This is a genomic window from Rhodococcus sp. AQ5-07, from assembly GCF_009707305.1.
Classification (GTDB): Bacteria; Actinomycetota; Actinomycetes; order Mycobacteriales; family Mycobacteriaceae; genus Rhodococcus_F; species Rhodococcus_F erythropolis.
Genome location: NZ_CP046099.1, coordinates 19,276 through 33,762 on the forward strand (window position 1 = coordinate 19,276; position 14,487 = coordinate 33,762).

Consider the following 14,487-nt stretch of genomic DNA (forward strand, 5'->3'; position numbering starts at 1 on the left):
CGTGCGTGGTTAGAGAGTCCTGAGGCTCCTTAACCGCGCACGGGGCCGAAGGCCCTAGGTCCAGACCGTGTCGATATCCGTCGCCTCACGCGCCGGCGCAGCGGGCGTCGCGGTGGGCGTGCGCGAGAAGCGCGGTGCGGGAGCATGCTGAGTGACGCCGTCGAGTTCGATGAGCGAACCGCGGGCCGCGATGTGTTCGTTGGACGGAGCCTCGGCGAAAGTCAGGACAGGGGAGACGCAGGCGTCGGTGCCGAGGAAGATCTTGGCCCACTCGTCGCGAGTCTTGGACAAGAACTTTTCGGTGAAGAGCGTCTTCATGTCGTCCCACTTGGACGTGTCCATCTGGTGAGGGAGCGTCGCGGGATCGAGTTCGAGGCCCTCGAGCAACAATGCGTAGAACTGCGGTTCGATGGATCCGACGGCCATGTACTTGCCGTCGGAGGTCTCGTAGGTGTCGTAGAACGGAGCGCCGGTGTCGAGGAGGTTGACGCCGCGCTCGTCGGACCAGACGCCGCGACCGCGGAATGCCCACATCATGTGCGAGAGCGCGAGGGTTCCGTCGACCATCGCCGCGTCGACGACCTGGCCCTTACCGGACGTCGAGCGCTCGACGAGAGCCGACAGAATGCCGAAGATCAGGAACATGGAACCGCCGCCGAAATCGCCGACCATGTTGAGCGGCGGGACGGGGCGTTCACCCTTGCGTCCGATGGCGTTGAGGACACCGGTCAGTGAGATGTAGTTGATGTCGTGACCGGCGGCGTTGGCGAGCGGTCCTTCCTGTCCCCAGCCCGTCATACGGGCGTAAACGAGGCGCGGATTGCGCTCCGACACCACGTCGGGTCCGAGTCCCATGCGTTCCATGACGCCGGGGCGGAAGCCCTCGATGAGGACGTCGGCGCGGCCCAGGAGATCGAGAACCTTGGCGACGTCGGCCGGATCCTTCAGGTTGGCCTCGACGATGCGGCGGCCGCGCTTGATCTGGTCGGTTGCGTTCGAGTCCTGCGGAATCTGCCCTGCGCGCTGCACGATGACGATGTCGGCGCCCATGTCCGCCAAAAGCGTCGCGGCGTGCGGGCCCGGTCCCAATCCAGCGAATTCCACGATCCGAATGCCCGCGAGCGGGCCCTTCTTCTCCACAGCTTCTGCAGACACACGCACTCCCAATTCAGACGGTGACAACACTCCTGACTCGACGGTAACGTGTCGAATCGGTCAGGTGTGCTCCGGGGCACTGTGTCCGCCGAGGGAGGCGCCGATCACTAGACGGCGGCACCCTCGAACTGAGCGTTGTATAGACGGAAGTACGCGCCCGCCGCTGCGATGAGTTCGTCGTGTGTGCCCTGCTCGACGATCTTGCCCGCCTCCATCACGACGATCAGATCGGCGTTACGGATGGTGGAGAGCCGGTGCGCGATGATGAAGCTGGTGCGCCCGACGCGCAACGCGGACATTGCTTGCTGCACAAGCTGTTCCGTACGTGTGTCGACCGAGCTGGTCGCCTCGTCGAGAATCAGCAGCGACGGCTCCGACAGGAATGCTCGGGCAATCGTGATGAGCTGCTTCTCGCCGGAGCTGATGTTCGATGCCTCCTCGTCCAGCACGGTGTCGTACCCGTCCGGGAGCGTGTGGATGAAGCGGTCGACGAAGGCAGCGCGTGCGGCTTCGTGGATCTCGTATTCACTGGCGTCGAGCCGGCCGTACGCGATGTTGTCGCGGATCGTTCCGCCGAAGAGCCAGGTGTCCTGCAGGACCATGCCGACGTGCTTGCGCAAGTCGGAGCGGCGCATCTGCGAGATGTCGACGTCGTCGAGAGTGATTCGGCCCGAGTCGACTTCGTAGAAGCGCATGAGCAGGTTGACCAAGGTGGTCTTGCCGGCACCGGTGGGTCCGACGATGGCGACCATCTGCCCGGGCCGAGCCGTCAGGTACACGTTCTCGATCAACGGCTTGTCCGGCTCGTAGCGGAACGAGACGTTCTCGAACTCGATGTGTCCGACGTTGCGATGGCGTCCGGCAGGCTCGGGCATTAGTGGCACGTCGATGTCGGGCGACTGCTCGGGTTCGTCGAGAAGCTCGAAGACCCGCTCGGCCGACGCTGCTCCGGACTGCAGGCTCGTCGACATGGACGCGATCTGCGTGAGTGGTTGGCTGAACTGGCGCGAATAGACGATGAACGCCTGAACGTCACCGAGTGACATGTTGCCGCTGGCGACCTTGAGTGCGCCGACCACAGCGAGCAGTACGTAGGTGATGTTTCCGACGAAGTTCATGACCGGCATGATCAGGCTGGAGAGGAACTGTGCGCCGAAGGACGCGTCGAGGAGTTTCTTGTTCTGCTCGGCGAATTCACGCTCGGCTTCGGCCTGATGCCCGTACACGCGTACCAGGTCGCGACCGCTGTAGTTCTCTTCGATCTGTGCGTTGATCTTGCCCGTCTCGGTCCACTGAGCCTTGTACAACACCTGTGCACGCTTGGCGACCCTGGCAACGAGGAGCACCGATACCGGCACCGCGATCAGTGCGATCAGGGCGAGCATCGGAGAGATGACGAACATCATCGTCAGGACGCCGAGGACGGTGAGCACCGACGTCAGGAGCGACGTCAACGTCGACGACAACGTCGACGAGATGTTGTCGATGTCGTTGGTGACGCGGCTGAGGATCTCGCCGCGCGGCGTCTTGTCGAAGTATGGAAGGGGGAGACGGTGAAGCTTCGCCTCGACCGATGCACGCAGGTTGTAGATGGTCTTCTGGACGATGATGTTGAGGAGGAATGCTTCCAACCAGGCAAGTAGCGACGAGAGCAAGTACACGACGATCGCGAGCATGACGACTTTGCCGATGGCGTCGAAGTTCAGACCTACACCGGGAACGACGTCGGTCGAGTTGGCGACGAGGTCGGCGAACGTCGAATTTCCTGATGCGCGGATCGCCTCTGCTGCCTGATCGCGGGTCAGTCCGGCGGGCAGGCTCTTGCCGATGAACCCGGCGAAGATGAGGTCTGTCGCGTGACCGAGGATCTTCGGCACCGCGACGGAGAGCGCGATGCTGGCGATCGTCGCAACGACGACACAGACGACCGCAAACTTGTGTGGCTGCAGAAGCGAGAGAAGCCGCTTCATCGTCGCCTTGAAGTGGCGAGGTTTGGTGTCCGTCGCGGTCAGCGCGGGCTTCGGCTCTTTGTCGGGCTTCTCGGGGTTACTCGACTTCGCATCCCCGTCCGCGGATTCAGGTTCGCTCGGGATCTTGGCGAACACCACCGTCGGGGCATCGTCGAAGTACTGGCTGTTGGGGCTGCCCCACGTCGGGTCCTGCGGGCTGGTCATGCGCTCATCTCCGCGGGAATCTGGGAAGCCACGATCTCTTGGTACGTCGGACAGTTGGCCAGGAGGAACTGATGATCGCCGAGACCGACCGGAGCGCCGTCTTCGAGGACCATGATCTGGTCGGCATCGATGATGGACGCGACGCGCTGCGCGACGATGATGACCGTCGAATGAGTCGAGACCGTGCGGAGTTCGCGTCGGACTGCGGCGTCGGTGTGCATGTCGAGTGCGGAGAACGAATCGTCGAAGACGAAGATCCGGGGTCTGCGGACCACAGCTCTGGCGATGGCGAGACGTTGTTTCTGTCCGCCCGAGAGATTGCCGCCGCCCTGGGCGATCGGAGACTCGAGACCGTCGGAGAGTTCACGGACGAAGTCGTCTGCCTGGGCGATGGTGAGGGCTGCCCAGATGTCGTCGTCGGTGGCGGTCGGGTTTCCGTAGCGGATATTGCTCGCGATCGTGCCGGCGAACAGGTAGGCCTTCTGGGGCACGTATCCGAAGTTGGCGAAGAGTTCGTCCTGATCCCAGCCACGGACGTCCAAGCCGTCGACCAGGACGGCGCCGGCCGTGACGTCGAAGAGTCGGGGGATGAGTGAGACGAGGGTCGATTTGCCACTACCGGTACTGCCCACGATCGCGGTGACCGTTCCTGGCATGCATCGCATCGAGACATTCGACAGGACCGGCGTTTCAGCTCCCGGATACGTGAATCCGGCTCCACCGAACTCGACAACGCCGTAGGGGCTGGTCGGGCGAAGGGGCTGGGCCGGTGCGGGCACGGTCGGCTCGGTGTCGAGTACCTCGGTGATGCGGTCGGCACACACGGCCGCGCGGGGGATCACGACGGCCAACATGGTCGCCATGACCACGGACATCAGGATCTGCATGACGTAGGCGAGGAAGGCGCTGATCTGGCCGATCTGCATGTCTCCGGTATCGACCAGATGCGCGCCGAACCACAGCACCGCGACGCTCGACAGGTTGGCGATCAACATGACGGTGGGCAGCAGAACCGCCTGGTAGCGACCGATGAGGAGCGAGGTGTCGGTCAGTTCCTTGTTGGCTTTGTCGAAGCGGATCGTCTCGTCGGGTTCTCGAACGAAGGCGCGGATGACACGCATACCGGTGAGCTGTTCGCGCAGTGATCGATTGATGTTGTCGATCCGCGTCTGCATCGTCCGGAAATGCGGGATCAGCTTGGCCACCACGACCGAGACGGTGATGCCGAGCAGTGGTACCGAAATCGTCAGGAGCCAGGACATCTGCAGGTTCTCGCGCAGCGCCATGATGATGCCGCCGATACACATCAGTGGGGCGCTGACGAGCATCGAGGAGGTCAGCATGACCAGGGCCTGGATCTGCAGGACGTCGTTGGTGTTCCGTGTGATCAGCGTCGGCGCACCGAAACTGTTGAATTCGCGATCAGAGAAGCTGCCGACGGCTTTGTAAAAGGCGCCTCGAACGTCGTGGCCGAAGCCCATCGACGATTTTGCCGCCAGATAGGTCGACGCGACCGACGCGATGATCGACGCAAGCGAGACCAGCAGCATGATCCCGCCGGTGGACATGATGAATCCGGTGTCGCCTCGGGCGACACCGTCGTCGATGATCCGAGCGTTGAGCGTGGGGAGGACTAACGACGCGATGGCCCCGAAGAGTTGAAGTGCGAGGACCCCGGCAAGCAACCAGCGGTACGGCGGCAGGTACGCCTTGAGGAGTTTTGCTAGCACGACGGTTCCCGGTGAGTTGCTTCGGTTGCCGCTCGTTCGCGATTGATCACAAGCACACGGTATGACAGATCGTGGTCGAGGTTGGCACCGACTCTGACGATTGCAACCATTTGTCCAAATCGAATGTGATGTCCAACACACTTGAATTCGATATTGGTTTCAGGTCACAGGGCCTGAACTGCCGGTTTACACATTGCTCCAATATGTCACGGTTTTACTTGGATCGAAACAAACTGGACGTACGTATTTAGCTTGGCTACAAAGGGGCGGAGCGAACAAAACGTGCGCCGCGTCATAGATATTCATGCAAGGAGTCACACATGGGATCCCTCGGAAACCTTCTCAAGGCCAACGGCATGGGCTGGGGCATTCTCCAGCTTCTTCCCCTGGTCAACATGCTCAAGACCCTTCAGGGGCTGGACACCGCGAGCTCGAACTCCTGACGTTCGACCACAACAATTCTTCCGAAACAACACAGGAGTAGTCGCATGACCTCGATTCAGAATCTCGACGCCTTCCTCAAGAGCGTTCTCGCGTTCGTGACCAAGTTGAACGCGGGATCGGCAGACGGCTCGGGTTCGGCCGGTTCCACTGCCGAGTAGTTCTCGGTCCCCACTTCATTTCAACTGCATCCCGACATAAGGAGACCCGACATGGGTTCGTTCGAAGACTTCAGCGGCGTCGTCAAGACGTTCATTCCGGTACTCAAGGACCTGTTCACGGCACTCGGTGGTGGCTCGCTCACCCCGGGTACCGGATCGGCGGCTGACAAGTAAGTCCCGTTTGTCCGAAAGTGTGGCTCGCGGTTGTCTGCGGGCCACACTTTCTGCATTTCAATTGTGAGCTAAATCACATTATTGGATATTTCGAACTGTCTATTGGTGCTCTGAACTGCAATTATGCCAGAAGGTGTTACCGACAGTTCACGTTGGTAGCTATTCGGTAGCTAGACAAGTGTGAGCAGTCGGTCTATAAATGCAGGCAGCGCCAAGGTAGTGCGCTACATCACAGCTCGGGATGTTGTTCGGGGGGCGGTTCAGCCATCCGCGCGGCAGAAGTTCCCGAACCATCTCGGCCACCGCCTGCGGCCGGAATGGCGCTGGAACATCACACCACCTCACAAACAGGAGAACCTCCTATGTTCGGATCACTCAGCACCCTCGGACCCCTGCTCACCGCGCTCGGAGCTTTCCTCAAGTCCGTTCCCACCGAATCGCTGTCCGGCGAGGGCGAGGGCTCGTCCACCGGTTCACTCTCGGGTCTGTCCAGCGGATCCGCCGAGTAGTCATCCCTTCCGGCAGGTCCATTCGGCTCTGCCAATCGGATTGCATGCGGGTGCCCTCTGTCCACTGTCGTGGCCGGAGGGCACCCGCGTTTGCGGAGATTTTCGTAGTTGCCGTTTTGGCATGTGAACACAGAACTGTGAGTGGCAGCACCTGCGTACGATGGTTCGACGACATCGGCATACGGTCACCGCGACGTCCGGTGCTCCCGAATTCAGAGGTAGCCGACCGCGAGGTGACGCATGGTAGGGACGAGTCGCTTTCTGCGCCTTCTCCTAGTGCTGGCCGTTGTACTTGCGGCTTCGTTGATCGGCATCCTCACGCGCCCACCAGGGTTGCTCGCGACATTCTGGTGCGCCAACGCCATTCTGCTGGGAATGATGGTCAGATGGCCGGTCCTGATCGAGTGGCCGACGTGGATCGCTGCGGCTGTCGGATACGTCTGCGCTGACCTGATCACCGGCAACTCGCTCTCGCTTGCGGTGCAGTTGAACGGGGCGAACCTCGCCGGAGTCACAGTCGGTGTTCTTGTTCTGTACTACTTGAAGCGCACACCGTTCCGATTGGTCGATTCGCAGTCACTGGTGTGGATGGTCTTCGTCTCGTTCGTCGCGGCGACTGGTACCGCGGCCACTGCCGGCGCCTTGGACCGGCTCTTACGCGGTCAGTCATTTACCGACACGTTTTTCCACTGGGGCGCCACCGAGGTCATGGCGTACCTGCTGGTCCTTCCTCTCATTCTCACTCTCACCATCCCGTCGAGCCTTGCTGAGTTCCGCAGCAAACTGACTGCCAAAACTGTCGCCGCTATGAGCGTTCCGCTACTCGCCACTGCAGCCTGCGTGCCGATCGCCCTGAGTATCGAAGGTCCGATCGCGCTGGTCCTTCCGATTCCGGCTCTCCTGTGGTGCGCCACTCGCATCTCGGTTCCGAGCACTGCCTTCGTTTCCGTGGTCTGGTCGGTGTGGTCGCTCATGATGGCGGGTAGCGGTCGACTCGATATCGGAGATCAAGCCGCCTCGACGTGGAACGAGGACGTCATCACGTCCATTGCCGTCACGCTGATCGCGTTGGGGCCGATCGCGGTTGCCTGTGCGACCGAGGAACGTCGCGCTGCCGAGCGTGAGCTCTTCCTTGCTGTCGAATTCGACCATCTGACCGGGGTCCTCTCGCGTGGTGCGTTTCTCGGGCATGCGGAATCGGAGCTTGCCGCCGCGGCCCGCACACAATCCCCGGTCGGCCTGCTGATGCTCGACCTGGACCACTTCAAGAGCATCAACGACACGCATGGACATATGACCGGTGACAGCGTTCTCGCCAACTTCGCCGAACGGGCCGCTGACCGATTGTCGGACGGCGATCTGATCGGAAGGCTCGGCGGCGAGGAGTTCGCCATTCTGCTTCCGGACTGCAGCTACGCGCGAGCAGTCGATGTGGCCGAGGCGGTCCGCGGCGCGCAAGTCGAGTACTCGGCCGAATCAGAAGTGACGAGCACCGTCAGTGTCGGCGTCGCGTGGGTCGATCATGCGACGCCGACGTTGACCACCCTCATGAGCGTCGCGGACGAGGCTCTGTACGAAGCCAAGCGCGCCGGGCGCAACCTCGTGAAAGTGCGCCGGCTCGGCAACGATGCATTGCCGCAACGGAATTCCGAGCCCGATATGGCCACCCGCACCTATCGCAAACCTGACATACCACGAACGATCAGGCGAGGATTTGGCCGCGAAGGTGTGGTGGACGGCCGATAACCGCGCTGACCTGCATCGGGATTGGCATATAGTCGCACCCATGCAGCTTGATTCGACGCCTTCGCCCCTGCCGACGCTTCCGCTCCGATTCGGAACTCCTCTGACCGAGAACTCCATCCGCGTGATGATGTTGGGATCAGGCGAGTTGGGTAAGGAAGTTGTCATCGCGTTGCAGCGTCTTGGCGTCGAAGTGATTGCGGTGGATCGGTATCCCGATGCCCCTGGGCACCAGGTGGCTCATCGTGCGCATACCGTCGACATGACCGATCCGGAAGCGCTGCTTGCCGTCATCGAGTTGGAAAAGCCTCACTTCGTGGTTCCCGAGATCGAGGCCATTGCGACGGATGCGCTTGCACTCGTTGAAGAACGCGGGGCCGCGGTGGTCATTCCGACCGCCCGCGCCACCCAGCTCACGATGAACCGTGAGGGGATCCGTCGGCTCGCGGCCGAGGAGTTGAGCCTGCCCACTTCGCCGTACGCTTTCGCGGACTCGCTTGCCGAAGTGCAGGCAGCGACAGACCGAATCGGTTTCCCGTGCGTCATCAAGCCCGTCATGTCCTCGTCGGGGAAGGGGCAGTCGACCGTTCGATCCGCCGAAGATCTCGACGCCGCATGGGATTACGCGATGGCCGGAGGTCGTGTGAATCACGGCCGGGTGATCGTCGAGGGTTTTGTCGATTTCGATTACGAGATAACACAATTGACGGTTCGCGCCGTCGGCGAGAGCGGTCAGGTCGAGACGTCGTTCTGCGAGCCGATCGGGCACCTGCAGGAAGCCGGTGACTACATCGAATCGTGGCAGCCGCAGCAGATGTCCGCGGTTGCCCTCGCCTCGGCCCGAGACGTCGCCGAGAAGGTGACCACGGCTCTGGGCGGGCGAGGCATCTTCGGCGTCGAGCTATTCGTGAAGGGCGACGACGTCTTCTTCTCCGAAGTGAGCCCACGGCCGCACGACACCGGATTGGTGACTCTGCGGACGCAGCGACTTTCGGAGTTCGAGCTGCATGCCCGCGCGATCCTGGGCTTGCCGGTCGACACGACGCTCACGGTGCCGGGAGCATCGGCGGTGATCTACGGCGGAATGGAGGCCAAGGGGATCGGATTCGACGGCGTCGCCGAGGCACTCTCGGTTCCCGAGACGGACCTGCGGCTCTTCGGCAAGCCCGAGAGCTTCACGCGTCGTCGCATGGGTGTTGCAGTGTCGACGGCCGCCGATGTGCCGACTGCACGCGCCCGTGCTCGCGAGGCCGCGTCGAAGGTGCGTCCCGTCGGATGAGTCCTGTGGCCGAGGTCCTCGTCGGGCTGGTCATCCTGGTCGGTCTGATCGGTGTCGTCGTTCCGATTCTTCCGGGGACACTTCTCGTTTTCGGTGCAATTCTGGTGTGGGCGATCATGACCGGTGGCGCGACAGCGTGGACGGTGTTCGCGCTGTCGACGCTGGCACTGGTGGTCACCGGGATCGTGAAGTACACCTGGCCAGGCAAGCGGATGAAGTCCGGGGGAGTGCCCAACCTGTCGGTGGTGGTCGGCGGCGTCGTCGGCATCATCGGGTTCTTCGTGATTCCGGTCGTGGGCTTGTTCCTCGGATTCATCGTCGGAACGTATTTCGCCGAACTAGCGCGGCTGCGCCGTTACGACATCGCCTGGTCGTCGACGCTTCACGCGGTGAAGGCAGTCGGATTGTCCATGCTGGTGGAACTGTTCGGAGCGCTGATCGCGGCGGGGCTGTGGCTGGGAGCCGTCGCGTTCACTTGAGCGCAGCGGTACCAGGAGCGGGCGTTGTCGCACATGACCGCGGACAGGTCGTCGCCGACAGCTTCGGCGATCACGTCCAGGTCGTGGACCTCGAACGCTCGACGTGCCCGTGTGCCGGGTAGATCGGTGCCGAACATCAGCGCAGCGGGGTTGACCGCGTGGATCTGGCGAAGCACGTCGCCGACGTCGGAGATGGTGGTGCGGCCGAACCCGGTGGCTTTGACGCGTACCCCGCGGTCGACGAGGTTCAGGAGATACGGCAGTCCGCGGGTGGACATTCCCAAGTGGTCGATGCTCACCGCCGGCAATTTGGCGAAGACGGGTTCCAACGACAGCAACAGCGTGGCATCGACGTAGAACTCGGCGTGCCAGCCGACCAGATCGAATGCGCGGTTGGCGAGATCGGCGAGTAGACGCAGGTCGGTGGCGCCTCGGCGCAGATTGAATCGGACGGCGCGCACTCCCAGCGCGTCCAGCGCAACGATGTCTTCATCCGTCGCATCGAGCGGCAAAGCAGTGACGCCCACCCAGCCTTCGCCGAGCTCGGACAAGGCGGCTTTCAGGTATTCCTGGTCATTGCCCTGGTACGACGCGGTCACCACAGCGCCGCCGTCAACACTCAGGCCCTTCAGTGAGGCAAGCCGGGCCCGGTAATCGGCCACGGTGAAGGGCTCAGGCAGGTACCCGTGATTCTCGACCAGCGGGAAGCGCGGGTCGATGATATGCACGTGGGCGTCAAACACGGGGTCTATTTTGCCCTGTTGCCTTGGGTCCCCGCACACACCACCGGCCCGATGTGACCTGGGTCGCGTCGGGCCGGTGGAGGGCTTCTGTTCAGTTACTTCTGCGCACTCAGTTCGCGCGGTCGGGCTCGGACGCCTTCAGCATGTCGTGACGCTCGACGACCTTGATGCGCTCACGGCCTTCGGGCTCGCCCAGGCTGCGCTCGTGCGCGTCGAGGCGGTACCAGCCCTGCCAGGTCGTGTACGGCACCTGCTTGCCTTCGAGGAACTCGATGACGGCGTTCTCGTCGGGGTTCGCGGCGCCGGCGAAGCCGACGGAATCCTCGAGAAGATTCGCGACGGTTTCGTTGGCGTCACCCTTCGTGTGGCCGATGAGGCCGACGGGGCCGCGCTTGATCCAGCCGGTGACGTAGGTGGCCGGCATGAACCGGGCTGCGCCCTCGGCGTTGTCGTCGGCGACGACGCGTCCGGCGTCGTTGGGGACGGTGCCCGCCTGGTCGTCGAACGGCAGCTGCGTGACGTTCTGCGAGAGGTAACCGACGGCGCGGTACACGGCCTGGACATCCCAGTCCTTGTACGTGCCGGTGCCCTTGACGTTGCCGGTGCCGTCGAGCTGAGTGCGCTCGGTGCGCAAGCCGACGACCTTGCCGTCTTCACCGAGGATCTCCGTGGGAGATTCGAAGAAGTGCAGGAACAGCTTGTGGGGGCGGGCTCCGACGTCGCGAATTGCCCAGTCCTGCAGCGTATTCGCAACCATGTCGACCTGCTTGGAGTTGCGGCGAGCCTGCTCGGAGCCCTCGTCGTAGTCGATGTCCTCGGGGTCGACGATGACCTCGATGGTCGGGGAATGGTCGAGCTCACGCAGTTCGAGAGGCGTGAACTTGGCCTGGGCCGGGCCACGGCGTCCGAAGACGTGAACCTCGACGGCCTTGTTGTTCTTGAGGCCCTCGTAGACGTTGGCGGGGATCTCGGTCGGCAGCAGTTCGTCGCCGGTCTTGGCGAGGACGCGGGCGATGTCGAGCGCAACGTTGCCCACGCCGAGGACAGCGACCTTCTCGGCTTCGAGCGGCCACGTACGCGGCACGTCGGGGTGGCCGTCGTACCAGGAGACGAAGTCGGCCGCGCCATAGCTGCCGTCGAGTTCGATACCCGGGATGCCGAGCGCGCGGTCGGCGTTGGCGCCGGTCGAGAAGATGACCGCGTCGTAGAACGACTGCAGGTCGTCGAGGGTGATGTCGGTGCCGTAGTCGATGTTGCCCAGCAGGCGGACCTGAGGCTTGTCGAGCACCTTGTGCAGAGCGGTGATGATGCCCTTGATGCGCGGATGATCAGGCGCGACGCCGTAACGAATCAGGCCGAAGGGCGCGGGCATGCGCTCGAAGAGGTCGATGCTGACGCCGCGGCCGGAGACTGCGGTGTCGGATTTCATGAGGGCGTCGGCGGCGTAGATGCCGGCGGGGCCGGCGCCGACGATCGCGACCCGGAGTGGGCGGTTGGAGTCAGTCATCGTGAGGACAGCTACCTTCTTCGAAGTTCGGACAACATATCGACAAGTATCCAATTTAGCCGAACCTAAGCACAGTGCCTCGGTTGCGGCCGAACGGATCCACACTCTCACTCGATCGGTTGTGGGTAAACCTATTCTTTCTTCCCATTCTCCCGTTGTCTCGGGTATTCGGGGTAGGGGCCTGGTCCTTGACGGGCCACAATTTCAAGTTGTGGGGGAGTATTGGCGTTATGAGTGACGAGCTTCGCGAATCCGACAACATCGATGGCAAGAAGGCGTCTGCGGGGCCGTTCCTCTTGGCTGTCGCCATCGTCGCCTTGATTCTGGGTGGAATCTTCGTCGCATCGTGGATCTCGCCGGCCGAGGAGAACGTCACCGAGTCGGACCGCGTGAGCCGCTCCGTCACCGACTACGTCGATGCCGAGAATCGAAATGACGCGGAGACGGTCAAGACCCTGACCTGCGCGAGCTTCAATTCGAGCACTGGTCCGATGGCCGGCGTCGACGGAACGGTCGAACTGAAGGGTGTGGACGGGGTCGTGGTCAACGGCGATCGCGCCCGGGCCGACGTGACGATCACCGGCGGCGGAGCGGGCGAGCGGGTCTCGACCTGGGCCCTGACCCGCGACGGCAACCGTTGGGTCGTCTGTAACTGACGGCCCGCTCAGGCGCTCACGGCAGTCTTGTGAAAACATGGACTACGTGAGTTACGCAGGCGATCTGACGCCGGAGCAAGCCTGGGAGCTGCTCCGCGAAAACCCCGACGCCGTGCTGGTCGACGTGCGGACCGATGCGGAGTGGAAGTACGTCGGTGTCCCCGATGTTTCCTCCCTCGGCAAGCAGGCCGCACTGATCGAATGGGTGAGCCACCCGACCGGCGCGCGCAATGACAACTTCGTCGACCAGTTGAAGGAAGCCGGCATCACCGCCGATTCCTCCGGGTCGGAGCGTCCGGTGATCTTCCTGTGTCGATCCGGACAACGTTCCATCGGTGCGGCGGAAGCTGCGACTGCGGCGGGCATCGGCCCGTCGTACAACGTGCTCGACGGGTTCGAAGGCGCATTGGGTGCCGACGGACATCGCGGACTTGTAGGTTGGCGGGCCATCGGCTTGCCATGGAGGCAGCAGTGAGCGGAATTCCCCAGGGTGGCGCATTTCAACGAGCGCTGCCGGACGACGTCGGTCTCGGCACTCTCGGTGTTCGCGGTGGACTGATGCGTACCGGGTTCGAGGAGACTTCCGAAGCGTTGTTCCTCAACTCCGGATTCGTCTACGAGAGTGCAGAAGCCGCCGAACAAGCCTTCACCGGCGAGGTGGATCATTTTGTCTACTCCCGCTACGGCAATCCGACGGTCAAGATGTTCGAAGAGCGTCTGCGTCTCATCGAAGGCGCGGAAGCCTGCTTTGCGACTGCCAGCGGAATGTCGGCTGTCTTCACCGCGTTGGGCGCGCTGTTGGGCAACGGCGACCGATTGGTGGCTGCGCGCAGCCTGTTCGGATCCTGCTTTGTCGTGTGCAACGAGATCCTTCCGCGCTGGGGAGTCGAGGTCGTCTTCGTCGACGGTGAAGACAACGCGCAGTGGGAAGAAGCGCTCTCGGTGCCGACCACTGCGGTGTTCTTCGAGACGCCGTCCAACCCGATGCAGTCCCTCGTCGACGTTCGGCGGGTGTCGGAGCTTGCTCATGCTGCCGGTGCAAAGGTAGTGCTGGACAACGTCTTCGCGACGCCGCTTCTGCAGCGCAGCCTCGATCTGGGTGCCGACGTCGTGGTGTACTCCGGTACCAAGCACATCGACGGTCAGGGCCGCGTGCTCGGCGGCGCGATCCTCGGAACCGAGGAATACATCAGCGGTCCCGTCCGAGAACTGATGCGGCACACCGGTCCTGCGCTCAGCCCGTTCAATGCGTGGACTCTGCTCAAGGGTCTCGAGACCATGCCGGTCCGTATTCGGCACTCCGTGGCTTCGGCACTCGAGATCGCCGAATTCCTCGAAGGGCACTCCGGCGTCAAGTGGGTCAAGTATCCGTACCTGACTTCGCACCCGCAGCACGAACTCGCGAAGTCTCAAATGAGCGGCGGCGGAACTGTAGTCACATTCGAGCTCAATGCGCCTGACGGCGAGGGCAAGAAGCGGGCGTTCGAGGTTCTCAACGGCCTGCGCGTCATTGACATCTCCAACAACTTGGGAGATTCCAAGTCTTTGATCACCCACCCCGCAACCACAACGCACCGGGCGATGGGTCCGGAAGGCCGTGCAGCGGTGGGTCTTACAGACGGCGTTGTGCGTTTGTCGGTGGGGCTGGAAGATACCGCCGATCTCTTGGCTGATCTGAAGCGAGCCCTCGGCTGATCCGGTAGAACGCCTTGCCCTCGAACTTCGTTTGGCGAGGC

General features: G+C 62.7%; 14 protein-coding genes. 9 read left to right on the top strand and 5 right to left on the bottom strand.

The window, feature by feature from the left end:
- Nucleotides 1-54: 54 nt before the first annotated feature.
- The 3 genes from GJB56_RS00110 to GJB56_RS00120 form a co-directional block, all read right to left on the bottom strand.
- Nucleotides 55-1,155 carry a CaiB/BaiF CoA transferase family protein gene (locus GJB56_RS00110; protein WP_020968820.1) on the bottom strand — a complete coding sequence of 367 codons (1,101 nt, stop codon included), beginning with the start codon at nt 1,153-1,155 and terminating at the stop codon, nt 55-57.
- Between the two features lie 107 nt (nt 1,156-1,262).
- Nucleotides 1,263-3,329 (bottom strand): ABC transporter ATP-binding protein, encoded by a 2,067-nt coding sequence (locus tag GJB56_RS00115; RefSeq protein WP_020968821.1) that lies wholly within the window; start codon nt 3,327-3,329, stop codon nt 1,263-1,265.
- Complete coding sequence (locus tag GJB56_RS00120; protein ID WP_019749475.1) at nt 3,326-5,059, bottom strand: ABC transporter ATP-binding protein; 1,734 nt, start codon at nt 5,057-5,059, stop codon at nt 3,326-3,328. The genes GJB56_RS00115 and GJB56_RS00120 overlap by 4 nt, the downstream gene beginning before the upstream one ends.
- Before the next feature lie 320 nt (nt 5,060-5,379).
- On the opposite strand from GJB56_RS00120, the gene GJB56_RS31880 reads away from it, so the two are divergent.
- The 6 genes from GJB56_RS31880 (at nt 5,380) to GJB56_RS00140 (ending at nt 9,845) form a co-directional block, all read left to right on the top strand.
- A complete protein-coding gene (locus GJB56_RS31880; RefSeq protein ID WP_003944443.1) occupies nt 5,380-5,502 on the top strand; it encodes a hypothetical protein in 123 nt (40 codons plus the stop codon).
- Between the two features lie 210 nt (nt 5,503-5,712).
- The gene (locus GJB56_RS31885) at nt 5,713-5,835 is read left to right on the top strand and encodes a hypothetical protein (RefSeq protein WP_019749478.1); all 123 of its coding nucleotides are present in this window, start codon (nt 5,713-5,715) and stop codon (nt 5,833-5,835) included.
- Nucleotides 5,836-6,197: 362 nt separating this feature from the next.
- Nucleotides 6,198-6,344, top strand: coding sequence for a hypothetical protein (locus GJB56_RS00125; RefSeq protein ID WP_003944356.1), 147 nt, complete (start codon nt 6,198-6,200; stop codon nt 6,342-6,344).
- Between the two features lie 240 nt (nt 6,345-6,584).
- Nucleotides 6,585-8,090: a GGDEF domain-containing protein gene (locus GJB56_RS00130; protein WP_020906657.1), complete on the top strand. Its 1,506-nt coding sequence runs from the start codon at nt 6,585-6,587 to the stop codon at nt 8,088-8,090.
- A 40-nt stretch (nt 8,091-8,130) separates the two neighbouring features.
- Complete coding sequence (gene purT, locus GJB56_RS00135) at nt 8,131-9,366, top strand: formate-dependent phosphoribosylglycinamide formyltransferase (RefSeq protein WP_113682311.1); 1,236 nt, start codon at nt 8,131-8,133, stop codon at nt 9,364-9,366.
- Entirely contained in the window at nt 9,363-9,845 is a 483-nt protein-coding gene (locus tag GJB56_RS00140; protein WP_019749482.1) for a DUF456 domain-containing protein, read from the top strand. Before purT ends, GJB56_RS00140 begins: the two co-directional genes overlap by 4 nt.
- Here the strand turns inward: GJB56_RS00140 and GJB56_RS00145 are convergent.
- Both GJB56_RS00145 and GJB56_RS00150 read right to left on the bottom strand, forming a co-directional pair.
- Nucleotides 9,749-10,588, bottom strand: coding sequence for an amidohydrolase family protein (locus tag GJB56_RS00145; protein WP_024487914.1), 840 nt, complete (start codon nt 10,586-10,588; stop codon nt 9,749-9,751). The two genes, GJB56_RS00140 and GJB56_RS00145, sit on opposite strands and share 97 nt — an antisense overlap.
- A gap of 109 nt (nt 10,589-10,697) precedes the next feature.
- Nucleotides 10,698-12,095 (bottom strand): FAD-dependent oxidoreductase, encoded by a 1,398-nt coding sequence (locus GJB56_RS00150; protein ID WP_019749484.1) that lies wholly within the window; start codon nt 12,093-12,095, stop codon nt 10,698-10,700.
- Nucleotides 12,096-12,325: 230 nt separating this feature from the next.
- Between GJB56_RS00150 and GJB56_RS00155 the strand changes: the two genes are divergently transcribed.
- Genes GJB56_RS00155 through GJB56_RS00165 form a run of 3 tightly spaced genes read left to right on the top strand, consistent with a single transcriptional unit; the run spans nt 12,326 to nt 14,446 of the window.
- A complete protein-coding gene (locus tag GJB56_RS00155) occupies nt 12,326-12,751 on the top strand; it encodes an Rv0361 family membrane protein (RefSeq protein WP_019749485.1) in 426 nt (141 codons plus the stop codon).
- A 46-nt stretch (nt 12,752-12,797) separates the two neighbouring features.
- Nucleotides 12,798-13,226, top strand: coding sequence for a rhodanese-like domain-containing protein (locus tag GJB56_RS00160; protein WP_007726822.1), 429 nt, complete (start codon nt 12,798-12,800; stop codon nt 13,224-13,226).
- Nucleotides 13,223-14,446, top strand: coding sequence for an O-succinylhomoserine sulfhydrylase (locus GJB56_RS00165; protein ID WP_029538600.1), 1,224 nt, complete (start codon nt 13,223-13,225; stop codon nt 14,444-14,446). The genes GJB56_RS00160 and GJB56_RS00165 overlap by 4 nt, the downstream gene beginning before the upstream one ends.
- Nucleotides 14,447-14,487: the final 41 nt, after the last annotated feature.

Bases quoted from the DNA above. Each gene is read 5' to 3' on its own strand.
- GJB56_RS00115 (WP_020968821.1), bottom strand. From the start codon at position 3,329: ATGACCAGCCCGCAGGACCCGACGTGGGGCAGCCCCAACAGCCAGTAC.
- GJB56_RS31880 (WP_003944443.1), top strand. From the start codon at position 5,380: ATGGGATCCCTCGGAAACCTTCTCAAGGCCAACGGCATGGGCTGGGGC.
- GJB56_RS00130 (WP_020906657.1), top strand. From the start codon at position 6,585: ATGGTAGGGACGAGTCGCTTTCTGCGCCTTCTCCTAGTGCTGGCCGTT.
- GJB56_RS00140 (WP_019749482.1), top strand. From the start codon at position 9,363: ATGAGTCCTGTGGCCGAGGTCCTCGTCGGGCTGGTCATCCTGGTCGGT.
- GJB56_RS31885 (WP_019749478.1), top strand. From the start codon at position 5,713: ATGGGTTCGTTCGAAGACTTCAGCGGCGTCGTCAAGACGTTCATTCCG.
- GJB56_RS00125 (WP_003944356.1), top strand. From the start codon at position 6,198: ATGTTCGGATCACTCAGCACCCTCGGACCCCTGCTCACCGCGCTCGGA.
- purT (WP_113682311.1), top strand. From the start codon at position 8,131: ATGCAGCTTGATTCGACGCCTTCGCCCCTGCCGACGCTTCCGCTCCGA.
- GJB56_RS00150 (WP_019749484.1), bottom strand. From the start codon at position 12,095: ATGACTGACTCCAACCGCCCACTCCGGGTCGCGATCGTCGGCGCCGGC.
- GJB56_RS00155 (WP_019749485.1), top strand. From the start codon at position 12,326: ATGAGTGACGAGCTTCGCGAATCCGACAACATCGATGGCAAGAAGGCG.